The 24908-nt window shown below is 66.2% G+C and carries 15 protein-coding genes; 11 read left to right on the top strand and 4 right to left on the bottom strand.

Annotated elements, in window-relative coordinates; all coding sequences use genetic code 11:
- The first annotated feature begins 50 nt into the window (after positions 1-50).
- The 3 genes from CHB99_RS01785 to CHB99_RS01775 all read left to right on the top strand — a co-directional run bounded on the left by CHB99_RS01785 (position 51) and on the right by CHB99_RS01775 (position 7294).
- A complete protein-coding gene (locus CHB99_RS01785) occupies positions 51-4340 on the top strand; it encodes a DEAD/DEAH box helicase (protein WP_042122695.1) in 4290 nt (1429 codons plus the stop codon).
- Positions 4341-4406: 66 nt separating this feature from the next.
- Positions 4407-6023 carry an FMN-binding glutamate synthase family protein gene (locus tag CHB99_RS01780; RefSeq protein ID WP_042122693.1) on the top strand — a complete coding sequence of 539 codons (1617 nt, stop codon included), beginning with the start codon at positions 4407-4409 and terminating at the stop codon, positions 6021-6023.
- Between the two features lie 146 nt (positions 6024-6169).
- Complete coding sequence (locus CHB99_RS01775; protein WP_042122692.1) at positions 6170-7294, top strand: OpgC domain-containing protein; 1125 nt, start codon at positions 6170-6172, stop codon at positions 7292-7294.
- A 136-nt stretch (positions 7295-7430) separates the two neighbouring features.
- Here the strand turns inward: CHB99_RS01775 and CHB99_RS01770 are convergent, their stop codons facing one another.
- Entirely contained in the window at positions 7431-8852 is a 1422-nt protein-coding gene (locus CHB99_RS01770) for an amino acid permease (protein WP_042122691.1), read from the bottom strand.
- A gap of 429 nt (positions 8853-9281) precedes the next feature.
- Here CHB99_RS01770 and CHB99_RS01765 point away from each other — a divergent pair, with 429 nt between their 5' ends.
- From CHB99_RS01765 to CHB99_RS01755, 3 genes are all read left to right on the top strand, one after another.
- Entirely contained in the window at positions 9282-12446 is a 3165-nt protein-coding gene (locus CHB99_RS01765) for a transglycosylase domain-containing protein (RefSeq protein WP_042122690.1), read from the top strand.
- 225 nt (positions 12447-12671) lie between these two features.
- Positions 12672-13238, top strand: a complete 567-nt coding sequence (locus tag CHB99_RS01760; protein WP_042122688.1) for a PadR family transcriptional regulator — start codon at positions 12672-12674, stop codon at positions 13236-13238.
- Positions 13235-14002, top strand: coding sequence for a siderophore-interacting protein (locus CHB99_RS01755; RefSeq protein ID WP_042122687.1), 768 nt, complete (start codon positions 13235-13237; stop codon positions 14000-14002). The genes CHB99_RS01760 and CHB99_RS01755 overlap by 4 nt, the downstream gene beginning before the upstream one ends.
- 9 nt (positions 14003-14011) lie before the next feature.
- On the opposite strand, the gene CHB99_RS01750 is transcribed toward CHB99_RS01755, so the two are convergent.
- Positions 14012-14653: a Pr6Pr family membrane protein gene (locus CHB99_RS01750; RefSeq protein ID WP_042122685.1), complete on the bottom strand. Its 642-nt coding sequence runs from the start codon at positions 14651-14653 to the stop codon at positions 14012-14014.
- 4 nt (positions 14654-14657) lie between these two features.
- Positions 14658-14891: a VF530 family protein gene (locus CHB99_RS01745; RefSeq protein ID WP_042122684.1), complete on the bottom strand. Its 234-nt coding sequence runs from the start codon at positions 14889-14891 to the stop codon at positions 14658-14660.
- Positions 14892-15044: 153 nt separating this feature from the next.
- Between CHB99_RS01745 and CHB99_RS01740 the strand changes: the two genes are divergently transcribed.
- The 3 genes from CHB99_RS01740 (at position 15045) to CHB99_RS01730 (ending at position 21199) form a co-directional block, all read left to right on the top strand.
- On the top strand, positions 15045-17102 hold the full coding sequence (locus CHB99_RS01740) for a TonB-dependent receptor (RefSeq protein ID WP_042122683.1): 2058 nt from the start codon (positions 15045-15047) through the stop codon (positions 17100-17102).
- Between the two features lie 306 nt (positions 17103-17408).
- On the top strand, positions 17409-18746 hold the full coding sequence (locus CHB99_RS01735; protein ID WP_089266395.1) for a carbohydrate porin: 1338 nt from the start codon (positions 17409-17411) through the stop codon (positions 18744-18746).
- 44 nt (positions 18747-18790) lie between these two features.
- On the top strand, positions 18791-21199 hold the full coding sequence (locus CHB99_RS01730) for a glucose/quinate/shikimate family membrane-bound PQQ-dependent dehydrogenase (protein WP_042122681.1): 2409 nt from the start codon (positions 18791-18793) through the stop codon (positions 21197-21199).
- A 126-nt stretch (positions 21200-21325) separates the two neighbouring features.
- Here CHB99_RS01730 and CHB99_RS01725 read toward each other — a convergent pair whose 3' ends face one another.
- Positions 21326-21775, bottom strand: a complete 450-nt coding sequence (locus CHB99_RS01725; RefSeq protein WP_042122679.1) for a ubiquitin-conjugating enzyme E2 — start codon at positions 21773-21775, stop codon at positions 21326-21328.
- Positions 21776-21955: 180 nt separating this feature from the next.
- On the opposite strand from CHB99_RS01725, the gene lon reads away from it, so the two are divergent.
- Positions 21956-24382, top strand: a complete 2427-nt coding sequence (gene lon, locus CHB99_RS01720) for an endopeptidase La (RefSeq protein ID WP_042122678.1) — start codon at positions 21956-21958, stop codon at positions 24380-24382.
- Positions 24383-24492: 110 nt separating this feature from the next.
- On the top strand, positions 24493-24891 hold the full coding sequence (locus tag CHB99_RS01715) for a protease inhibitor I42 family protein (RefSeq protein ID WP_042122677.1): 399 nt from the start codon (positions 24493-24495) through the stop codon (positions 24889-24891).
- Positions 24892-24908 lie beyond the last annotated feature (17 nt).

The raw sequence follows: 24908 nt of genomic DNA, 5'->3' as shown, positions 1-24908 counted from the left end.
CTGACCAGTGGCCTCTTGCAACCATCGGCCCGCGGACGCATAAACAGACCATGAACCTCCCCGCCCTCGATCATCCGGTACTGGACGCCTTCCACCCCGCGCTGCGCGCCTGGTTCCGCTGTCGCTTCGCCACGGTCACCAGCGCCCAGGCCCGCGCCTGGCCGCTGATCCACGCTGGCGAATCGCTGCTGGTGGCCGCGCCCACCGGGTCGGGGAAGACCCTCACCGCCTTTCTCGCCGTGCTCGACGAGCTGTTCGTGCAGGGCCTGGAACATGACGGCCAGTTGCCGGACGCCACCCTGGTGGTCTACGTCTCGCCGCTCAAGGCGCTGTCCAACGATATCCAGATCAACCTGCAGGATCCGCTGGCCGGGATCAGTGCCGAACTCGAACGACTAGGCCTGCCGGTACCGCGCATCCGCACCGCCGTGCGCAGCGGCGACACGCTGCAGAAAGAACGCACGGCCATGCGCCGGCAGGCCCCGCACATCCTGGTGACCACCCCGGAATCGCTGTACGTGCTGCTCGGTTCCGAATCCGGGCGCAAGGGCCTGGCCACGACGCACACGGTGATCGTCGACGAGATCCACGCCCTGGCCGGCAACAAGCGCGGCAGTCACCTGAGCCTGACCCTGGAGCGCCTGCAAGCCTTGTGCGGACGGCCGCTGCGACGTATCGGCCTGTCGGCGACGCAGCGCCCGGTGGAACGGGTCGCGCGCTTTCTGGCGGGCCACGACCGCCCCTGCGCCATCGTCGATATCGGCCATGCCCGCCAGCGCGACCTGGGCATCGAAGTACCGCCGCAACCGCTCGGCGCGGTGATGGCCAACGATGTCTGGGAACGGGTCTACGATCGCCTCGCCATCCTTGCCCGCGAACACCGCACCACGCTGATCTTCGTCAACACCCGGCGCCTGGCCGAACGCCTGGCCCGCCACCTGAGCGAACGCCTCGGCCGCGCAGCGGTGGCGGCGCACCATGGCAGCCTGGCCAAGGAGGCGCGGCTGGAGGCCGAGCAACGCCTGAAGCGCGGCGAACTGCAGGTGCTGGTGGCCACCGCCTCGCTGGAGCTGGGCATCGATATCGGCGAGGTGGAGCTGGTCTGCCAGATCGCTTCGCCGGGCTCCATCGCCGCCTTTCTGCAAAGAGTCGGGCGCTCCGGGCATAAGGTCGACGGCACGCCCAAGGGCCGCCTGTTTCCCACCAGTCGCGACGACCTGATCGAATGCGTCGCCCTGCTCGACTGCGTGAACCGCGGCGAGCTGGATGAAGTGCGGATACCCCAGGCACCGCTGGACGTACTGGCGCAGCAGATCATCGCCGAAGTCAGTTGCCAGGCCTGGCCGGAGCGGGCGCTGCTCGACTGTTTCCGTGGCGCCCAGCCCTATGCGCGGATCGATGAACAGCATTACCAGGCCCTGCTGCGCATGCTTGCCGAAGGCTACAGCGGGCGCCAGGGCGTGCGCGGCGCCTACCTGCATCGCGACGCGGTGAGTGGCGAATTGCGCGGCCGCCGCGGCAGCCAGCTGACCGCCCTGACCAGCGGCGGCACCATTCCCGACAATGCCGACTACGCCGTACTGCTGGAGCCGCAGGCGCTGAACATTGGCAGCGTCAACGAGGACTTCGCCGTGGAAAGCATCGCCGGCGATATCTTCCAGCTCGGCAATGCCTCGTACCGCATCCTGCGCGTCGAACCGGGCCGGGTGCGGGTCGAGGATGCCCAGGGCCAGCCACCGAACATTCCGTTCTGGCTCGGCGAAGCGCCGGGGCGCAGCGACGAGCTGTCCCGTGCGGTGGCGCGTCTGCAGGCACAGATAGACCAGCGCCTGGCCGCCAGCGACGGCCGCGAACAGCCGTTGCTGGACTGGCTGGCAAGCACCCTCGGCCTCGGTCCGGACAGCGCCGGGCAACTGCTCGATTACCTGGGCCGCACGCGCCAGGCGCTCGGCGCCCTGCCGTCCCAGGACACCCTGGTGATGGAGCGTTTCTTCGACGAGTCCGGCGGCACCCAACTGATCATCCACTCGCCGTTCGGCAGCCGTATCAACCGCGCCTGGGGCCTGGCCCTGCGCAAGCGCTTCTGCCGCACCTTCAATTTCGAACTGCAGGCGGCGGCCAGCGAGGACGCGATCATCCTGTCGCTGTCGGCCGGCCACAGCTTCCCGCTGGAAGAGGTGTGGCGCTACCTGCCCAGTGCCAGCGCCGAGCACCTGCTGATCCAGGCCGTGCTCGACGCCCCGCTGTTCGGCGTACGCTGGCGCTGGGCCGCCGGGATCGCCCTGGCCCTGCCGCGCTTCGCCGGCGGCAAGCGCATCGCCCCGCAGATCCAGCGCATGCGCAGCGAAGACCTGACCGCCGCGGTGTTTCCCGACCAGCTGGCCTGCCTGGAAAACATCGTCGGCGAGCGCGAGGTGCCGGATCATCCGCTGGTGGAACAGACCCTCGACGACTGCCTGCACGACGCCATGGACACGCAAGGCTGGCTGGCCCTGCTGGGCCGGATCGAGAGCGGCGCGATCCGCCTGATCTGCCGCGACCTGCCGGCGCCCTCGCCGCTGGCCGCGGCCATCCTCAATGCCCGCCCCTATGCCTTCCTCGACGACGCCCCGCTGGAAGAGCGGCGCACCCAGGCCGTGCTCAACCGGCGCTGGAACGACGTCCAGCCCGGCGACGACCTCGGCGCGCTGGACCGCGAGGCGATTGCCGCGGTGGCCGCCGAAGCCTGGCCGACGCCGGGGAACAGCGATGAAATGCACGAAGCGCTGATGACCCTGGCCGCGATCAGCGATGACGAGGTGGCCACGGACAGCACCTGGGCGCCGTGGCTGGAGGAGCTGGCCAGAGGCGGTCGCGCCTGCCGCCTGCAACTGCAGGGCGGCGGCCTGTGGCTGGCGCGGGAACGCCTGAATGGCCTGCGCGCGGTGTATCCCGACGCGCCGCTGGCACCGGCCCTGGCGCCGTTGCCGGGTTTCGACGCCGCCGTGGACGAGGACGACGCCCTGCTGGAACTGGTCCGCGCCCGCCTCGGCGGCCTCGGCCCCTCGACCGCGCAACAGCTCGCCGCGCCGTTGCGGTTGCGCAGCACGTCGATCGAGCAGGCCCTGGTCCGCCTCGAAGGCGAAGGCTACGTGCTGCGCGGCCAGTTCCATCCCGACCAGCCCGACGAACAGTGGTGCGAACGCCACCTGCTGGCACGCATCCACCGCTACACCCTCAAACGCCTGCGCCGCGAGATCGAGCCGGTCAGCCTGCGGGACTTCATGCGTTTCCTGTGCGACTGGCAGCACCTGTCCAGCACCGGTCGCCTGCGGGGCAACGCCGCCCTCGGTGAAGTGCTGGAACAGTTCGAAGGCTATGCCGCGGCCGCCGGGGCCTGGGAAAGCGATCTGCTGCCGGCGCGCCTGGGCGACTACAGCCCGCGCTGGCTGGACGAAGCCTGCCGTGCCGGCAAGTTCGTCTGGGCGCGCCTGGCGCCGACCGGCAGAGCCGCCGCCAGTACCTTGCGCAGCACGCCGCTGGTGTTGCTGCCGCGCAGTCGCCTGGGCTTGTGGCAGGGCCTGGGACAGCCATTCGACAGCGACGCCCTGTCGCCAAGGGCGCAGAAGGTGCATACCGCCTTGAGCCAGCACGGCGCACTGTTCTTCGACGAACTGCGCGACGAAGCCCGCCTGCTGCCCAGCGAACTGGAAAACGCCTTGCAGGAACTGGTCGCCGCCGGCCTGGTCAGCGCCGACAGCTTCGCCGGCCTGCGCGCCCTGATCACCCCGGCGAGCAAGCGCCAGGCCCATGGCAGCCGGCGCGGACGTGGTCCGCTGTTCGGCGGCATGGACGACGCCGGGCGCTGGGCCCTGCTGCGCCGCGGCGGCAGCGGCGATGATCGCGAAGCGGTCCACGAACACATCGCCCGCACCCTGCTGCGTCGTTATGGCGTGGTGTTCTGGCGCCTGCTGGAACGGGAGGCCGACTGGCTGCCGAGCTGGCGCGAACTGCTGCGCACCTTCCACCGCCTGGAGGCCCGCGGCGAGATCCGTGGCGGGCGCTTCGTCAGCGGCCTGGCCGGGGAACAGTTCGCCCTGCCGGACGCCATCGCCGTGTTGCGCGGCGTAAGGCGCCGGCCTGTGGAGGGTGATCTGGTCGTGGTCAGCGGCAGCGACCCGCTCAATCTCGCCGGCAGCCTGCTGCCGGGGGCCAGGGTGCCGGCGCTGGCGGGCAATCGCCTGCTGTATCGCGACGGGGTGCCGGTGGCGGCGCTGGTGGCGGGGGCGGTGCAGTTCTGGCCAGAGGTGCCGGAGAAAGATGAAAGCTTGCTGCGCGAGCGTCTGATACGGGGCGTCTGACTGGCTTCAAGCCCCCATCCGCTATATGGTTTATGGCTTGCCCGACGACTCCACCAAGGAAACCGTATGAGCCTGTCACTCCTGAGCCGCTACGCCTTCTTCGTCGCCTGCGTCCTCTTCACCTTCGCCAGCCTGCCGTTCCTGCGTTACGACTGGCTGTGGCCGTTCACCCTGCTGACCGCCGTGCTCAGCCTGATCGGTCTGTTCGATCTGCTGCAGACCCGCCACGCGGTACGCCGCAACTACCCGATCCTCGGCAATATCCGCTACCTGGTCGAAGGCATCCGCCCGGAGATCCGCCAGTACCTGCTGGAAGCCGACAGCGACGCCCTGCCCTTCTCCCGCGCGCAGCGCTCGCTGGTCTACGCGCGGGCCAAGAACGAGCAGTCGGACAAGCCCTTCGGCACCCTGATCGATGTCTACCAGTCCGGCTTCGAGTTCATCAGCCATTCCATGCGCCCGGCGCCGCTGAGCGACCCGGACAGCTTCCGCGTCACCGTCGGCGGGCCGCAGTGCACCCAGCCCTATTCGGCCTCGGTGTTCAACATCTCGGCGATGAGCTTCGGCTCCCTCAGCGCCAACGCCATCCGCGCCCTGAACCAGGGGGCGAAGCTGGGCAATTTCGCCCATGACACCGGCGAGGGCAGCATCAGCCCCTACCACCGCGAACACGGCGGCGACCTGACCTGGGAGCTGGGCAGCGGCTATTTCGGTTGCCGCACCGCCGACGGCCATTTCGATCCGCAGCGCTTCGCCGAGCAGGCCCGCAGCCCGCAGGTACGGATGATCGAGATCAAGATGAGCCAGGGCGCCAAGCCCGGCCACGGCGGCATCCTGCCCAAGCACAAGGTCACCCGCGAGATCGCTGAGACCCGCGGCGTGCGCATGGGCGAGGACTGCATTTCGCCATCGGCGCACAGCGCCTTCTCCACGCCGATCGAGATGATGCACTTCATCGCGCAACTGCGTGAGCTGTCCGGCGGCAAGCCGGTGGGCTTCAAGTTCTGCCTCGGCCATCCCTGGGAGTTCATGGGCATCGCCAAGGCCATGCTGGAAACCGGGATCCTTCCGGACTTCATCGTCGTCGACGGCAAGGAAGGCGGGACCGGCGCGGCGCCGGTGGAATTCACCGACCATATCGGCGTGCCGATGCGCGAAGGCCTGCTGTTCGTGCACAACACCCTGGTCGGCCTCAACCTGCGCGACAAGATCAGGCTCGGCGCCAGCGGCAAGATCGTCAGCGCCTTCGATATCGCCAGCGTGCTGGCCATCGGCGCCGACTGGGCCAACTCCGCGCGCGGCTTCATGTTCGCCATCGGCTGCATCCAGTCGCAGAGCTGCCACACCAACAAGTGCCCGACCGGCGTGGCCACCCAGGACGGCCTGCGCCAGCGCGCCCTGGTGGTGCCGGACAAGGCGCAGCGGGTGTTCAATTTCCATCGCAACACCCTCAAGACCCTCGCCGAAATGCTCGCCGCCGCCGGCCTCAAGCACCCCTCGCAACTGGAGGCCAGGCATCTGGTGCGGCGCATGTCGGCCACCGAGATCAAGCTGTTCTCCCAGACCCATGTGTTCCTCAAGCCGGGTGAACTGCTCAGCGGCGAGATCAGCGGCGAGTTCTACCAGCGCATGTGGGCGATGGCGCGGGCCGACAGTTTCGAACCGCGGACCGAGGCGGCCTGAGAGACATTCGGTAACATCGTTACTTTGCAATGTCCGGTAAAACTCCCCACCCTCCGCGCCACTGATCGGCAAAGATCCGTGGCGTGGAACCGCCAGGCGCCGATCCCGATCCTCTACTGAAACACACCTGTGCAAGAGCGCCGATCATGACCAACGCCCGTGACCATCGAATCGATTTCTTCCGTGGCCTGGCGCTGGTCTTCATCTTCTGGGACCACATTCCCGGCAACCCGCTGGCCAACCTCACCGTGCGCAATTTCGGCTTCAGCGATGCCGCGGAGATCTTCGTCTTCCTTGCCGGCTACGCCGCGGTGCTGGCCTACGGCAAGGTGGCGCTGCGCGATGGCTGGGTGGTGGCTTGCGTGCGCATCCTGCGCCGCGCCTGGGTGCTGTACGTGGTGCACATTTTCCTGCTGGTGTTGCTGATGGGCATCGTCTTCGTCGCCAACAACCATGTGGAAACCCGCGACATGATCCAGGACATGGGCCTCTACTATTTCCTCGGCAACCCGCAGCAGGCGCTGGTGGACGAATTGCTCCTGCGCTTCAAGCCCAACCTGATGGACCCCTTGCCGCTGTACATCCTCCTGCTGCTCGGCCTGCCGCTGGTGCTGCCGTTGCTGTTGCGCCGGGCTGAATACGTGGTGGGGTTTTCCGCGGCGCTGTACCTGATGGCGCCGATGTTCCAGTGGAACCTGGCGGCGCAGGAAGGCGGCGTGTGGTTCTTCAATCCACTGGCCTGGCAGTTGCTGTTCATCCTCGGCGGCGCGGTGGCGATCCATGCCCAGCGCGAGCAGCCGCCGCGGGTGCGACCGGTGTGGCGCCAGCCGCTGTTCCTGGTGGCGGCGGGGTATCTACTGGTGTGCGCGGCGATCGCCCTGTCCTGGCGCTGGCCGCAGGTGCATGACGCGCTGATGCCGAAGGTGCTGGCCGAGTGGCTGTATCCGATCAGCAAGACCAACCTGTCGCCGGCGCGCTTGCTGCATTTCCTCGCCCTGGCCTACTGCACCGCGCGTTTGCTGCCGAGCGGGCCGTGGGTGGAAAGCTGGCTGGCGCGACAGAGCTGCCGCATGGGGCGCTATTCGCTGGAGGTGTTCTGCTTCGGTGTGCTGCTGGCGCCGCTGGCGGACATGGCCAATGCGCTGGGCGACGATCAGTGGCCGATGCAGGTGCTGACGGCGCTGGCGGGGGTGGGTTTGATGATGGGGCTGGCGGTTTGGCTGGACTGGAACAGGCGGTTGAATCGGGTGGGGGCGGTGCAGACCGTGTAGGGCTACCCAAATCCGTGTAGGAGCTGGCTTGCCTGCGAAAGGACCGCATAGCGGTCCCAGATTTCATTGCGCTCTGGGACCGCTATGCGGTCCTTTCGCAGGCAAGCCAGCTCCTACAGGTCAATGGACCGCGCGGTCAGGACGCGGTTCGTACCACTCCAGCCTCGTCCCCTTTCGGCGCCAGCTTCAGCCCGTAGTACAGGGCCGTCAGCAGCACCAGGAACGCCGGCCCGACATACAGGGCCACACGGGTGTCCTCGAAGTACGCCATCAGGCCCACCACCAGGATCAGGAAGCCCAGCGCCAGGTACGAGCTGAGCGGCCACAGCCACATGCGGAACTGCAGACGGTCACGCTCGGCATTGCTCAGCCCGGCGCGGAACTTCAGTTGCGCCAGCAGGATCATGGCCCAGGTCCAGATCGCGCCGAAGGTGGCGATCGACGTCACCCAGACGAACACTTTCTCCGGCACCAGGTAGTTGGCCAGCACGCCCAGCAGCAACGCGCCGATCGACAGCAGCAGGGCATTGCGCGGTACGCCGTTGCTCGCGGTACGGGCGAACACTGCCGGGGCCTGACGGTTCTGCGCCAGGCTGTAGAGCATGCGCCCGGTGCTGAAGATGCCGCCGTTGCACGACGACAGCGCGGCGGTGATGACCACGAAGTTGATGATGCCGGCGGCGGTCTTGATGCCCAGGCGTTCGAAGGTCATGACGAACGGGCTGCCAGCGCTGCCGATGCCGTTCCATGGGTAGATCGAGAGGATCACGAACAGCGCGCCGACATAGAACAGCAGAATGCGCCAGAACACCGAGCCGATGGCGTGCGGGATGGTCTTCTGCGGGTTGCGCGCTTCGCCGGCGGTGAGGCCGATCATCTCCACGCCAAGGTAGGCGAACATCACCATCTGCAGCGACATCAGCACGCCGGTCACGCCATTGGGCATGAAGCCGCCGTTGCTCCACAGGTTGGAAATCCCCAGCGCGACCCCGTCGTTGCCGAAGCCGAAGGCGATCACGCCAATGCCGCCGATGACCATGGCGATGATGGTGACGATCTTGATCAGGGCGAACCAGAATTCGAATTCACCGAAGGCCTTGACCGCGACCAGGTTGACCGCGCCCATGCTGCCCAGGGCGGCCAGGGCCCAGATCCAGCGGGGGACGTCGGGGAACCAGATGCCCATGTAGATGGCCACCGCGGTGATCTCGGCGACACAGGTCACCAGCCACAGGAACCAGTAGTTCCAGCCGGTGAGAAAGCCCGCCAGCGGGCCGAGGTAGTCCTGGGCGTAGCGGCTGAAGGAGCCGGCCACCGGGTTGTGCACGGCCATTTCGCCAAGCGCGCGCATGATCACCAGGATCGCCAGGCCGCCAATGATGTAGGAGAGCATGATGGCCGGACCGGCCATTTCGATGGCCTTGGCCGAACCGAGAAACAGACCGACGCCGATGCAGGCGCCAAGGGCCATGAGACGAATGTGCCGTTCGCCGAGTTCACGTTTCAGCGGGCCGCCCTGAACGGTCCCGTCGTGATTGGAGGGATTGCCGACTGGCATGAGATACAACCTCATCTTGTTATTGGATATGAGCAATCGTGCAGACGCACGCATCGCCGATAGGCAGGACGCGACGCCTCGCCGGCTTCGACCTTGTGGGTGAAACCGTCCGCGGGCAGTCAAGGTGCCAGCAGAGCGAAGGGCGTGCAGTATAGGGAGGCGTAAGCAGGGCTTTCCACTATAAAAGTAGTGATATTTGGCGATAAGTCTCGGCAGAAATGCCCTTTACGGAGTGGCATTTCCCAGGAAACCACGGCTGGCGTGGCGTAGGCACCAAAAAGGGGCAGAGAGATGAAAACGGGAAAATGAGTGCTTTTCGCACATGGTTTTATGAAATAGCTGGCAGCTCTCAACAATTTTTTCACCATGTCCGGCCAGCGTCTAAGCTTCAGACAAAGCAAGAGAAATAACGAAATCAGGCTTAAGACTATGGGCGCACAGTGGCACTCGGATCACGACAAAAATCTGGCTCCCGCTGAGACAACGGAACAACCGTCGCCGTCATCGCCTCGCCGCCGTTCCCCCCTGCGCTACCTGTGGTGGCTGATCCTGCTGATCGTGCTGGCTACCCTGGCCCTGCTCGCCTACGCCGCGAGCAAGGAGATGCAGACCTCCGCCCTGCAATCCCGCGAATTCAGCAAGCTCGCCAGTACCCTCACCTACTCCCTGGACAAGGGCCCGACCGACGCCATGGTCTATCCCGGTGAAGGGCCGTTCGACAAGCGCCTGGGCTACAGCTCGCTGGGAGAATTCATTCCGCGTCTGCTGAAGCGGGACTACGTGGTAGTCCAGCAGACGCGCTTCTCGCCTGCGCTGATGAACTACGTCGATCGCGGCTTTTTCGTACCCTATACCGAGAAGATCCAGAGCGGCCTGAGCATCACCGACTGCAAGGGCGACATGCTCTACCAGTACCAGTATCCGCAACACCTGTATCCGGACTTCACCTCGATTCCGCCGGTGATCGTGCACAGCCTGCTGTTCATCGAGAACCGCGACCTGCTCGACCCCAACGACCCCAACGCCAACCCGGCGGTGGACTGGCCGCGGTTCGCCAAGGCCGCCTACACCCAGGTCGCCAAGTACCTGGCCCTGCCCGGCCAGTCGGCGGGGGGCAGTACCCTGGCGACCCAGCTGGAAAAGTACCGCCACTCGCCTGACGGCCTGACCGTGTCGGGCGCGGAGAAGATCCGCCAGATGATTTCCGCCAGCGTGCGCGCCTATCAGGACGGCCCGCAGACCCTGGACGCGCGCCAGCGCATCGTCCGCGACTACCTCAACAGCGTGCCGCTGTCGGCGGTCCCCGGACATGGCGAAGTGCACGGCATGGCCGAAGGCCTGCGCGTCTGGTACGGCGCCGATTTCGCCGAGGTCAACCGCCTGCTGGCATCGAATGCCAGCGATGCGCAGAGCCTCGCCGCCCGCGGCCTGGCCCTGCGCCAGGTGCTCTCGCTGATGATCGCCCAGCGACGCCCCTCGCACTTCCTGGCCAAGGGGCGCAACGAGCTGGCGATCCTGACCGACAGCCATATCCGCCTGCTCGCCGCCAACAACATCGTCGACCAGCCGCTGGCCGACGCCGCCCTGGCCAGCAAGGCGATCTACCGCGACTGGGTGGCGCAGCCGACCATCGTGCCGATCGTCACCAACAAGGGCATCAGCGTCGCCCGCAGCCGCCTGTCGAGCATGCTCGCGCGGCCGCTGTACGATCTCGACCGCCTCGACCTGTCGGCCACCAGTACCTTGCAGTCGGGCCTGCAGAACCAGATCAGCGATTACCTGAAGAACCTCGCCAACCCGGAGTTCGCCGCCAAGATGGGCCTGTTCGGCGAACGCCTGCTGACGCCCACCAGCACCACCCAGGTGCGCTACAGCTTCACCCTGATGGAGCGTACCGCCGACGGTTCGCGGGTGCGGGTGCAGACCGACAGCACCGACCAGCCGTTCGACATCAACGAAGGCAGCAAGCTGGAACTGGGCTCCACCGCCAAGCTGCGGGTGCTGACCAGCTACCTGGAAATCATCTCCGAGCTGCATGACCGCTACGGCAACATGACGGTGCCGGAACTGAAGAAGGTCGAGGTGGCCGAACTCGACTTCATCACCCGCTGGTCCATCGACTGGCTGATCCAGAACAAGGACCGCGATATCAACGCGATGCTCGACGCGGCGCTGGAGCGCAAGTATTCCGCCAGCCCCGGCGAAGCCTTCTTCACCGGCGGCGGCCTGCATGTGTTCAACAACTTCCGCAAGGAAGACAACAGCCGCATCCCGACGCTCAAGGACTCCCTGCGCGAGTCGATCAACCTGCCCTTCATCCGCCTGATGCGCGACCTGGTGCGCTACAGCACCTACCAGGCGCCAGGCAACAGCGCGGCGCTGCTGCGCGACGATGCCGAACCGCGCCGTCAGGAATACCTGGCGCGCTTCGCCGATCGCGAAGGGACCGATTACCTTCGGCGGTTCTGGAAAAAGTACCAGCGCAAGACCTCCCAGGAGCGTCTCGACACCTTCCTCGACGGCATGCATGTCACGCCGATCCGCCTGGCGGCGGTGCATCGCTACCTGTTCCCCGAGGCCGACCAGAGCACCTTCAACGCCTTCGTGCGGGCCCACATGAAAAAAGAGGGCCTGGTGAGCAAACCCGTCAGCGGCAAGAAGGACCCGCTCAGCGAGGAACGCCTGGACACCCTGTACTACGCCTATGGCCCGGGCAAATACGACCTGCCCGACCAGGGCTTCATCGCCAAGGCCCACCCGCTGGACCTGTGGCTGCTCGGCTACCTGCTCAAGCACCCCAGCGCGAGCTTCCAGGAAGCGGTGCTGGCCAGTCATTTCGAGCGCCAGGAGGTGTATGGCTGGCTGTTCAAGAGCAAGCACCAGGGCGCCCGCGACAGCCGGATCCGCACCCTGGTCGAAGTCGAGGCCTTCCTCGATATCCACCAGCGCTGGAAACGCGTCGGCTACCCCTTCGATCACCTGGTGCCGTCGCTGGCCACTGCCATCGGCAGCTCCGGCGACCGTCCGGCGGCCCTCGCCGAGCTGATCGGGATCATCCAGAACGACGGCGTGCGCCTGCCGGTGCTGCGTATCGACACCCTGCACTTCGCCGCCGGCACGCCTTACGAAGTGAGCCTCGCCGGTGATCCGGACCGTGGTGAGCGGGTGCTCTCGGTGGAAGTCGCGCGGGCCCTGCGTGGAGCCCTGTCGCAAGTGGTGGATGCCGGTACCGCGCGGCGCGTGGCCGGTACCTTCAAGCTGGATGACGGCACGGTGCTGACCATGGGTGGCAAGACCGGGACCGGTGACAACCGTATCGAAAGCTTCGGCGCCGGTGGCCGGCTGATCGGTTCGCGCTCGCTGAACCGCACAGCGACCTTCGTGTTCTACCTGGGCGACAACCACTTCGGCACCCTCACCGCCTTCGTGCCGGGACGCGCGGCGGAATCGTTCAAATTCACCTCGGCGCTGCCGGTGCAGGTGCTCAAGGGCATGGCGCCGATCCTGCTGCCGTATCTCAAGCCGGGTGGCAACACCCAGTGCGCGGTGCCGCTGATGGCGGAGCCGGGGTCGAGCGTGACCCAGACGCATTGAAACCGTTGGCGGCATCCCTCGTAGGAGCGCGGCTCGCCCGCGAAAGGACCGCGAAGCGGTCCCCAAATCCGATCAATTTCTGATTAGCGTTGTGGGACCGCTTCGCGGTCCTTTCGCGGGCAAGCCGCGCTCCTACGGCGGGAGGTCTCTGGGGGTTGGGGTTGCAATAAGATATATCTTGAGTAATATCTTAAGACATATCGCAAGCAACCCAGGAGACATCCCATGCGCGATCACCACCACGGCCACCATGGCCATCGAGACACCGAGGGCTTCGAACGCCGTCGCGAACGCGGCGACCGTGGGCCGCGGGTATTCGCCCCCGGCGACCTGAAGCTGCTGCTGCTGTCGATGCTGGCCGAACAGCCGTGCCACGGCTACGACCTGATCCGCCAGATCGAAACCCTGTTCGACGGCAACTACAGCCCCAGCCCCGGGGTCATCTACCCGACCCTGACCTTTCTCGAAGAAAGCGAACTCATCAGCGGCGAAACCCACGGCAGCAAGAAGCGCTACCAGGCCACCGACGCCGGTCGCGCGTTCCTCAAGGAACAGGCCGTGGCCCTCGACGGCGTGCGTACCCGCATCGAAGTGAGCAAGCGCTCGCTGCGCGGTCACGACCGTCCGCCAGAGATCCACGAAGCCGTGCACAACCTGCGTCACGCCCTGCAGATGCACAGCGGACGCTGGAACCCAGAAGAAATCGAGCGGGTGCGCAAGCTGCTCAACGACACCGCCAGAGCCATCGTTGCCGGCCCGGCACATCAACCTTCCCAGGAGCCATCCGAATGACAGCCAGCGAAACCACCATCCACCGCGTCATGCACGAAATCCGTCACCGCCAGTTGAGCGTGCTGCGGGTGACCGAGCTGACCCCACGCATGCGCCGCATCACCCTCGGCGGCGCGCAGCTGCAAGGCTTCATCAGCCTCGGCAGCGACGATCACGTCAAACTGCTGTTCGCCAACAACGCCGAGGAACAGGCGGCCATGGACGCCCTCGACCTGCCCAGGGAAGGCATCAAGCCAACCATGCGCGAGTACACCCCACGGCGCATCGACCTGGCCAACAACGAACTGGACCTGGACTTCGTCCTCCACGGCGATGGCCCCGCCTCGACCTGGGCGGCCCAGGCCGAACCCGGCCACAAGCTGAACATCGCCGGGCCGCGCGGCTCGCTGGTGGTACCGGATATCTTCGACAGCTACCTGCTGGTGGGTGACGAAACCGCGATCCCGGCCATCGGCCGGCGTCTGGAGGAATTGCCGGCCGGGCGCAAGGTCCTGGCGCTGATCGAGATCGAGGACGAACAGGAGCGCCAGCCGCTGCCGAGCAAGGCCGATGTCGAGGTGATCTGGATCGAGCGGCACCGCGACGACCTGCTGCAAGTGCTGACCGACCTCAGCCTGCCACCCGGCGATCTGTACGCCTGGGTCGCGCTGGAAAAAGCCCTGACCCGCAAGGCCAAGGCGCTGCTGCTGGAACACAAAGGCATCGCCGACGATCGCATCAAGGCCGCCGCCTACTGGCGCCTCGACCCGAACGACGACGATTGACTCAGGGACTTATGGCAGGCGCGCCACGCGCCTGCCCTGCCAGCGATCGAGAGCGATGATGCCCAGGCCCAGCAGCACGAACGCCAGCAGCATCACCAGGGCATTGCCCAGCACCCGCGCATAGCCCAGCGTCGGCACATCGATGAACGGGTACGGGTAGAAACCGACCCAGTGGCCACGCAGCAGCGCATAGCCGAAATAACCCAGCGGATACAGCACCCAAGCCAGCAGGTGCCTGAGCCGCAACGTCCCCTTCGCCACCCGCCGCCACCAGTAGAGCGCGAACAGCGCCGGCATCACGTCGTGCAGCAGACCGTCCGCCAGCCATTGCCAGCCCTGGGGTTGCCAGAGATGACGGAGCAGCAGGCTGTAGGCGATCGCCACGAACAGAATGCTCACCAGCACCCCGGAAGCGACCCACGGCACCAGCCAGAACCGCCACGCCGACGCGGCGCGACCGAAGGCCGCCTGGGTCAGTACCGTGGCCACCAGCACATTGCTCAATACGGTAAAGAAACCGAAGAAATTCACCAGCCCGCCCAGCAGGCTGGCCTGGTCCTGCCAGCGCGCCAGAAGAATCAGGTACATCTGCACCGCCAGGGCGAACCAGCCGAGCACGGCCGCCGCGCCGGTCAGGCTGCGCGGGGTCATCGCTTCACTGCCCGCGTTTGAGGTCACGCAGCATCTTCAGGTACAGGCTCTCGACCTTCTCCCGGGCCCAGGGCGTCTTGCGCAGGAAGGTCAGGCTCGACTTGATGCTCGGGTCGCTCTTGAAGCAGCGGATATCGATGCGTTGCGCCAGTCCGTCCCATTGGTAGTGAGCCACCAGCGCGGTGACGATCTGTTCCAGGGTCACGCCATGCAGCGGGTTCTTGTCAGCGGCACTCATGCCTGTCTCCAGCCAAACGAAGGTGCGCACCTTAGCCCAGTGGCCAGGTGCTGTCAGCAGTCTAGTCGGCGGCCTGCGCCGGGGGAGGATTGCATTTTGATCTCATTGAAATGTTATAGTGTAACTATTCATGACCTCTGCCAAGGACCCTGCATGCGTTACCTGCCCCTCCCCCTTTCCCCCCTTGCCGTCGCCCTCTGGCTCGCTTCGACGCCGAGCCAGGCGCTGGAACTGCAACCCCAGGTGATCACCGCCAACCCGCTGGGCAACGCACAACTGGCGACCCCGAGCAGCGTGCTCGAAGGCGACCGCCTGCTGCTGGAGCAGAAAGGCAGCCTCGGCGAAACCCTCAACGGTGAGCCCGGGGTGTCGTCCACCTGGTTCGGCCCGGGTGCCAGCCGGCCGATCATTCGCGGCCTGGACGGCGACCGCATCCGTCTGCTGCGCAACGGTGTCGGCGCCCTGGACGCGTCGTCGCTGTCCTACGACCACGCCGTGCCGCTGGATCCGGTGAATGTCGAACGCGTGGAAATCGTCCGCGGCCCCGCCGCCCTGCTCTATGGCGGCAGCGCCATCGGCGGCGTGGTCAACACCTTCGACAACCGCATCCCCACTGCCGCCATCGAAGGCATCCACGGTGCCGGCGAGCTACGCTACGGCGGTGCCGACACCACCCGCAGCAGCGCCGGCAAGCTGGAAGCCGGCGACGGCACCTTCGCCCTGCACCTGGACGCCAACAGCCGCCAGTTCAACGACCTGCGCATTCCCGGTTACGCGCAGAGCGCGAAGGTCCGCGATGCCGACGCGCCCGGCAGCCGCCATCGCCTGGAGAACAGCGACGGGCGCCAGGACGGCGGCGCCGTTGGTGGTTCCTACACCTGGGAGCATGGCTACACGGGGGTTTCCTACAGCCGCTACGACGCCAACTACGGCTCCGTGGCCGAGCCCGGCGTGCGCCTGGCGATGGAGCAGGATCACTACGGTTTCGCCTCGGAGATCCGCGATCTGCAGGGTCCGTTCAGCTCGCTGAAGATCGATCTCGGCTACACCGACTACGAGCATCGCGAACTGGAACAAGGCGAAGTCCACACCACCTTCAAGAACAAAGGCTACGAGGCCCGCGTCGAAGCCCGGCACCAGCCGCTGGGGCCGCTGGAAGGGGTGATCGGTGCCCAGGTCAGCCGCAACGAATTCTCCGCCCTCGGCGAGGAAGCCTTCGTACCGCAGACCGATACCGACAGCGTCGCCCTGTTTCTGCTGGAGCAGTGGCAAGCCACCGAGCGCCTGAACCTGAGCCTCGGCGGACGCCTGGAACACACCCGGGTCGACCCGGACAGCAAGGGCAGCGAACGCTTCGCCGGCGCCGATCGCGCCAGCAGCTTCAGCGCCGCCAGCCTGTCGTCCGCGGCGCTGTATCAGCTGACCCCGGTCTGGTCCCTGGCCGCCAGCCTCGGCTACACCGAGCGCGCGCCGACCTTCTACGAGCTGTATGCCAACGGCGCCCACGTTGCCACCGGCAGCTATGAAGTCGGCGACCCGAACCTGTCCAAGGAAAAAGCCATCGCCAGCGACCTGGCCCTGCGCTTCGACAACGGCACGCACAAGGGCAGCGTCGGCGTGTTCTACAGCCACTTCCGCAACTACATCGGGCTGCTGGCCAGCGGCGAGATGCGCGAAGGTCACGATCACGACCATGACGACGAGGATCATGACCATGACCACGATCACGACCACGCGGCCGAAGGCGTGCCGGAGTATCTGTACCGCGGGGTGCGCGCGCGGTTCTACGGCATCGAGGCGCAGGACCGCTGGCAGTTGCTGGAAAACCGCTACGGCAGCTTCGCTCTGGAACTGTCCGGCGACTACACCCGGGCGAAGAATCTCGACAGCGGCGAGGACCTGCCCCGCATCGCCCCGTTGCGCCTGAACAGCGGGCTGCTGTGGAACCTGGACAACTGGCAGGCACGGATCGACGTGCAGCACGCCGCGTCACAGCATCGCAAGCCGGCGAACGAGACCGCCACCGCCGGCTATACCACCCTGGGGGCGAGTGTCGGCTATCGCTTCGAGATGGGGGAGAGCCAATGGCTGGCGTTCGTCCGCGGCGAGAACCTGACCGACCAGACCGTGCGTTATGCCAGCTCGATCCTGCGCGATATCGCGCCGGCGCCGGGGCGCAGTGTGGAGGTCGGGTTGCGCACGACCTTCTGATCCGGGTGAACCCATCGCGGGCAATCGGAACGCCGCCCGGCCCGCTCCCACAATGTCCGGCGGTGCATGCGGTCCCTGTGGGAGCGGGCGTTGCCCGCGATGAGCCCCTCAAGAGCACCGATTGTTACCGAACCGACAACACACCCTCACCACACCCAACCTTCCCCTCCCCGCCATCCCCCTGTATCCTCCGCGCCGCAAGCTGAAACGCTTCACTTACCCAAACCAACCAACCGATCCTGGCGAGATTCCCCGACGCCGGGACATTTGCCGTTTTTTCACACCCTCAAAAGATAGCGCTATCTCATGCCCCGTTTTCCTGCCCTTCGCCCTTTCACCGCGCCGCTGCTGTGCGCCTTCACTGCCGCTGCCCACGGCGCGGCGCCGTTCGAATCCGACTCGCCGTGGATGCTCGGCGACTGGAACGGCACCCGCGGCGAACTGGCCGAGCGCGGTTACCGCTTCAACCTCGACTACACCGGCGAAATGGGCAGCAACCTGCATGGCGGGCATGATCACGACCGCACCGCGCGCTACAGCGACCAGTTCGCCTTCGGCAGCCATCTGGACCTGGAGAAAATCCTCGGCTGGGACGCCACCGAATTCCAGCTCACCGTCACCGAGCGCCACGGCAACAACATCAGCAACGACCGCATCAACGACCCGCGGGTCGGCGGTTTCACCTCGGCCCAGGAAGTCTGGGGCCGCGGCCAGACCTGGCGGCTGACGCAGATGTGGCTCAAGCAGACGTATTTCGACGGTGCGCTGGACCTCAAGGTCGGTCGCTTCGGCGAAGGCGAGGACTTCAACAGCTTCCCCTGCGACTTCCAGAACCTGGCCTTCTGCGGCTCGCAGGTCGGCAACTGGGTCGGCGACAGCTGGTACAACTGGCCGGTCAGCCAGTGGGCCGCGCGCCTGCGCTACAACCTGACGCCCGAGCTGTACGCCCAGGTCGGGGCCTTCGAACAGAACCCGTCGAACCTTGAGCGGCACAACGGCTTCAAGCTCAGCGGCAGCGGCACGCAAGGCGCGATGTTCCCGCTTGAACTGGTCTGGAGTCCGGCAATCAGAGGCCTCAAGGGGGAATATCGGGCGGGCTACTACTACAGTAATGCCAATGCCAAGGATGTTTACCGCGACGACAACGACCAGTCCGCCGCGCTGAGCGGCCAGAACTACCGCAGCCGTTCGAGCAAGCACGGTTTCTGGCTGGGGGCACAGCAGCAGGTGACATCGTTGGCCAGCGATCATTCCCGTGGCCTGAGCGTGTTCGCCAACGCCACGTTGCACGACAAGAAGACCAATGTCATCGACAACTATGTTCAGGCAGGGGTGGTGTACAGGGGGCCGTTCGACGCTCGCGCCAAGGACGATATCGGTTTCGCCCTGGCCCGCGTGCACGTCAATCCCGCCTACCGCAAGAACGCCGAAGCGCACAACCGCGCCGCCGGTGTCAGCGATTTCGACGATCCCGCCTACCTGCCGGTCCAGGACACCGAGTACAGCGCCGAGCTGTACTACGGCATCCACCTGGCCGACTGGCTCACCCTGCGCCCGAACCTGCAGTACATCCGCCATCCGGGCGGCGTCGGCCGGGTCGATGACGCACTGGTCGGCGGCCTGAAGATCCAGAGCCACTTTTAACCGGCCCGCGGGCCTGACGCTTTCAACCTGATGGAGAACATTCAATGCGCACTGAAGGAACCCGCTGGCTACCGAGACTGCTCGGTGTCCTGCTGTTGCTGATGGGCATGGCCCTGGTGGCCGGGGGCATCAAGCTGATGAACCTGGGGGGCTCGCTGTATTACCTGATCGCCGGTTTCGGTTTCGCCGTCTCCGGGATCCTCCTGCTGGCGCTGCGCAAGCATGCGCTGGGCCTGTATGGCCTGGTCCTGCTCGGCAGCACGGCCTGGGCGCTGTGGGAGGTGGGCCTGGACTGGTGGCAACTGGTGCCGCGCCTGGCCCTGTGGTTCGCCCTCGGCGTGATCCTCCTGCTGCCCTGGGCCCGGCGTCCGCTGCGCGGCCTGGCCGGTCAGCCGGCACGGGTCAACCTGGCGATCCTCGGCGTCGCCGTGGTCGCGTCCGGCGCCAGCGCCATCGGCAGCCAGTTCACCCATCCGGGCGAGATCAAGGGCGAGCTGGGCCGTGACACCACCACCCTGTTCAACACCGCTCCGGACATGCCCGACGGCGACTGGCAGGCCTACGGTCGCACCGAGTTCGGCGACCGCTACTCGCCGCTGCGGCAGATCACCCCGACCAACATCTACCAGCTCGAAGAAGCCTGGCGCGTCCGCACCGGCGACCTGCCCAGCGCCGACGACCCGGTGGAACTGACCAACCAGAACACCCCGCTGAAGGTCAACGGCATGCTCTACGCCTGCACCGCGCACAGCAGGGTGCTGGCCCTGGACCCGGACACCGGCGCGGAAATCTGGCGCTTCGACCCGCAGATCAAGAGCCCGGTCGGCAGCTTCAAGGGCTTCGCCCACATGACCTGCCGCGGCGTTTCCTACTATGACGAAAACAACTACCTGAACACCGACGGCAGCCCGGCACCGAAGATCTCCGAAGCCGGCCAGGCCGTGGCCCGCAGTTGCCCGCGGCGTCTCTACCTGCCCACCGCCGACGCCCGCCTGATCGTGCTCAACGCCGACAACGGCAAGGTCTGCGAAGGCTTCGCCAACCAGGGCACGATCGACCTGACCCAGGGCATCGGCCCGTTCACCGCCGGCGGCTACTACTCCACCTCGCCGGCGGCGATCACCCGCAGCCTGGTGATCATCGGCGGCCATGTCACCGACAACGAATCGACCAACGAACCGTCCGGCGTGATCCGCGCCTACGACGTCCACGATGGCCGCCTGGTGTGGAACTGGGACAGCAACCGACCGGACGACACCAAGCCGCTGGCCCCCGGCCAGACCTACAGCCGCAACTCGGCGAACATGTGGTCGCTGGCCAGCGTCGACGAGAAGCTCGGCATGGTCTACCTGCCCCTGGGTAACCAGACCCCGGACCAGTGGGGCGCCGACCGCACCCCGGGCGCGGAGAAGTTCAGCGCCGGCATCGTCGCCCTGGATCTCGCCACCGGCAAGGTGCGCTGGAACTACCAGTTCACCCACCACGACCTGTGGGACATGGACGTCGGCAGCCAGCCTACCCTGCTCGACCTGCGCACCGCCGATGGCATCAAGCCGGCGCTGATCGCCCCAACCAAGCAGGGCAGCCTGTATGTCCTCGACCGTCGCGACGGCAGCGCCATCGTGCCGATCCGTGAAGTACCGGCGCCGCAAGGCGCGGTGGAAGGCGACCATACCGCGCCGACCCAGGCCCGCTCCGACCTCAACCTGCTCGGCCCGGACCTCAGCGAACAGGCCATGTGGGGCGCCAGTCCGTTCGACCAGATGCTCTGCCGCATCCAGTTCCGCCAACTGCGCTACGAAGGCCAGTACACCCCGCCGTCGGTGCAGGGCTCGCTGGTCTATCCCGGCAACGTCGGGGTATTCAACTGGGGCAGCGTGTCGGTGGACCCGGTGCGCCAGTTGCTGTTCACCAGCCCGAACTACATGGCCTTCGTCTCGAAGATGGTGCCGCGGGCCGACGTGGCCGAAGGCAGCAAGCGCGAGAGCGAGACCAGCGGCGTGCAGCCGAACACCGGCGCGCCGTACGCGGTGACCATGCACCCGTTCATGTCGCCACTGGGCGTACCTTGCCAGGCGCCGGCCTGGGGCTATGTCGCCGGGATCGACCTGCTGAGCAACAAGGTGGTGTGGAAACACAAGAACGGCACCAGCCGCGACAGCTCGCCGATCCCCATCGGCCTGCCGATCGGCGTGCCGAGCATGGGTGGCTCGATCGTCACCGCCAGCGGTCTGGGTTTCCTCAGCGGCACCCTGGACCAGTACCTGCGCGCGTATGACGTCAACACCGGCAAGGAACTGTGGAAATCCCGCCTGCCGGCTGGCGGCCAGGCGACGCCGATGACCTACACCGGCAAGGATGGCAAGCAGTACGTGCTGGTCACCGCCGGTGGGCATGGCTCGCTGGGGACGACGATGGGCGACTACATCATCGCCTACAAGCTGCCGAACTAAGCGTGCCGTTTGGGGCTGCCTTGCAGCCCTTCGCGAGCAAGCTCGCTCCCACAGAGGCTCTCCGGTGAGAGCGGGGCCTTGTGGGAGCGAGCTTGCTCGCGAAGGACCGCAAAGCGGTCCCAATCCCTACTTGGCGTACCGCTCCGTCCACTCCCGCGCCCGCTTGTCGAACTCCGCCCGGGTGCGCTGGAACTGCGCCGCAATCTCCGGCCGCAACGCCTCCCGCCCCTCCGGCTCGGACAACAACGAGGTGACGCTCAGCAGCACCTTGGCCAGGGTAAGCGCCGGCGACCAGTTCTCACCCAGGATATCCAGGCCGATCTCGCCGTCCTCAGCGATGTTCGGGTGATAGATCCGGGTGAAGAACTTCACCGTCGGCGCCTTGAACGGGTAATCCTCGGGAAACTGCACATCGAGGAAAAACACGCCCCCCTCGTACGGCGAATAACGCGGCCCGATGATCGTCGCCTGCCAGTGGAACAGATCGTCGCCCACCGGCCCGGCGCTGCAGTTCTCCGGCGGATTCTTGCTGAAATCGTGCAATTCGTGATCGATACGTTTCAATGCCGTCGGCATGGGTGACTTCCTGTGCGGATGAGTTGGCCACAGTAGCACTTGGCAATCATCCACCGCGACCTTGCACTACGCTGGATCGACACGGCTTTCGTACAGGGCTACCCGACAAAAGCCGTCAAGCATTGAAACCACCCTCCTACCGCCCCATCTAAGCACCATAGTCATTCACGCAGGTGCCCCATGAGCGACCAGCAGGATCTCCCGGAACATCCCGACGACTACGCGCAAGTCGAGCATCTCGACGATGCCGACCCCACCGGCCGCCACCTGGCCCTGCCAGGTCAGCAGTTGCCGGACAAGGTCTACGTGATCCCGATCCACAACCGTCCGTTCTTCCCGGCCCAGGTGCTGCCGGTGATCGTCAACGAAGAACCCTGGGCGGAAACCCTCGACCTGGTGGCCAAGACCGAGCACCACAGCCTGGCGCTGTTCTTCATGGACGAGCCGGCGCAGGACCACCGCCATTTCGACACCTCGGCCCTGCCGCTGTACGGCACCCTGGTCAAGGTGCACCACGCCAGCCGCGAGAACGGCAAGCTGCAGTTCGTCGCCCAGGGCCTGACCCGGGTGCGCATCCGCACCTGGCTCAAGCACCATCGCCCGCCGTACCTGGTGGAAGTCGAATACCCGCACCAGCCCGCCGAGCCCACCGACGAGGTGAAGGCCTACGGCATGGCCCTGATCAATGCGATCAAGGAACTGCTGCCGCTCAACCCGCTGTACAGCGAAGAGCTGAAGAACTACCTCAACCGCTTCAGCCCCAACGATCCGTCGCCGCTTACCGACTTCGCCGCGGCGCTGACCTCGGCCACCGGCAACCAGCTGCAGGAAGTGCTGGACTGCGTGCCGATGCTCAAGCGCATGGAGAAAGTCCTGCCGATGCTGCGCAAGGAAGTCGAGGTGGCGCGCCTGCAGAACGAGATTTCCGCCGAGGTGAACCGGCAGATCGGCGAGCACCAGCGCGAGTTCTTCCTCAAGGAACAGCTCAAGGTCATCCAGCAGGAGCTGGGCCTGACCAAGGACGACCGCAGCGCCGACCTCGAACAGTTCAAGCAGCGCCTGGAGGGCAAGACCCTGCCGGCCGCCGCGCAGAAACGCATCGATGAGGAAATGGGCAAGCTGGCGATCCTCGAAACCGGCTCGCCGGAGTACGCCGTCACCCGCAACTACCTGGAATGGGCCAGCGCCCTGCCCTGGGGCGTGTACGGCAGCGACAAGCTCAGCCTCAAGCACGCGCGCAAAGTCCTCGACCAGCACCACTCCGGGCTGGAGGACGTCAAGGAACGCATCCTCGAATTCCTCGCGGTCGGTGCCTACAAGGGCGAGATCAGCGGCTCCATCGTCCTGCTGGTAGGACCGCCCGGGGTGGGCAAGACCAGCATCGGCAAATCCATCGCCGAGTCGCTGGGACGACCGTTCTATCGCTTCAGCGTCGGCGGCATGCGCGACGAGGCGGAGATCAAGGGGCATCGCCGCACCTACATCGGCGCCCAGCCGGGCAAGCTGGTCCAGGCGCTGAAGGATGTCGAGGTGATGAACCCGGTGATCATGCTCGACGAGATCGACAAGATGGGCCAGAGCTACCAGGGCGACCCCGCCTCGGCGCTGCTGGAGACCCTCGATCCGGAGCAGAACGTCGACTTCCTCGACCACTACCTCGACCTGCGCCTGGACCTGTCCAAGGTGCTGTTCGTGTGCACCGCCAACACCCTCGACTCGATTCCCGGGCCGCTGCTCGACCGTATGGAAGTGATCCGCCTGTCCGGCTACATCACCGAGGAAAAGCTGGCCATCGCCAAGCGCCACCTGTGGCCCAAGCAGTTGCACAAAGCCGGGGTGGCCAAGACCAGCCTGAGCATCAGCGACGCCGCCCTGCGCACGGTGATCGAGGGCTATGCCCGCGAGTCCGGCGTGCGCCAGCTGGAGAAACAGCTGGGCAAGCTGGTGCGCAAGGCCGTGGTGCGGCTGCTCGACGAGCCGGAGGCGGTCATCAGGATCGGGCCCAAGGACCTCGAAGCCGCGCTGGGCATGCCGGTGTTCCGCAGCGAACAGGTACTGGCCGGCAAGGGCGTGATCACCGGCCTGGCCTGGACCAGCATGGGCGGCGCCACCCTGCCGATCGAGGCGACACGCATCCACACGCTCAATCGCGGCTTCAAGCTCACCGGGCAACTGGGTGACGTGATGAAGGAATCCGCGGAGATCGCCTACAGCTACGTCAGCTCGCACCTCAAGCAGTTCGGCGGCGACCCGACCTTCTTCAACGAAGCCTTCGTCCACCTGCACGTGCCGGAAGGCGCGACGCCGAAGGACGGGCCGAGCGCCGGCATCACCATGGCCAGCGCCCTGCTCTCCCTGGCCCGCGACCAGGTGCCGAAGAAAGGCGTGGCGATGACCGGGGAAATGACCCTGACCGGGCATGTCCTGCCGATTGGCGGGGTGCGCGAGAAGGTCATCGCGGCGCGCCGGCAGAAGATCTTCGAACTGATCCTGCCGGAAGCGAACCGGGGTGATTTCCTCGAATTGCCGGACTACCTGAAGCAGGGGCTGACGGTGCATTTCGCCAAGCGCTTCGCGGACGTGGCGAAGGTGTTGTTCCAGCCTTGATGCCTTGCCGCGTTCCCACGGGAACGCGGCCCAATCTGCAATCCGCTAGAACCACATCACCGTTCCGGTTTAAGCTCCCGCCGCATCCCATCCTGCGACCCGGAGTGCCCATGACCATCCGCCGTGCCGCCCTGCTGTTGGGCGTCAGCCTGCTGGCCGCCTGTTCCCACGACACCACCCGCACCGAACCGGTGGTCGTGGAAGCGCAGAGCCAGTGCCCCGTCCACCTCGCTGTCGGCCAGGCCCTGACCCTGAGCCTGCCGAGCAACCCCAGCACCGGCTACCGCTGGCTGCTGCAGAACCCCGCCAACGCCGTGCTCACCCCACTTGGCCCCGAGGTCTACAGCAGCGCCGACAGCGATGGCACGGTCGGCAGCGCCGGGCAGTCCACCTGGCGCTTGCGTGCCAGCCAGGCCGGCAGCGGCCATCTGCTGCTGGTCTACCAGCAACCCTGGGCCCCGGAAGAGAAACCCGCGCGCACCTTCGACTGCGACATCGAGGTACGCTGATCGAAGCGGCATGCATC

The organism is Pseudomonas japonica (assembly GCF_900188455.1).
Taxonomy (GTDB): Bacteria; Pseudomonadota; Gammaproteobacteria; order Pseudomonadales; family Pseudomonadaceae; genus Aquipseudomonas; species Aquipseudomonas japonica.
This window is presented reverse-complemented; position numbering and strand designations above follow the sequence as displayed.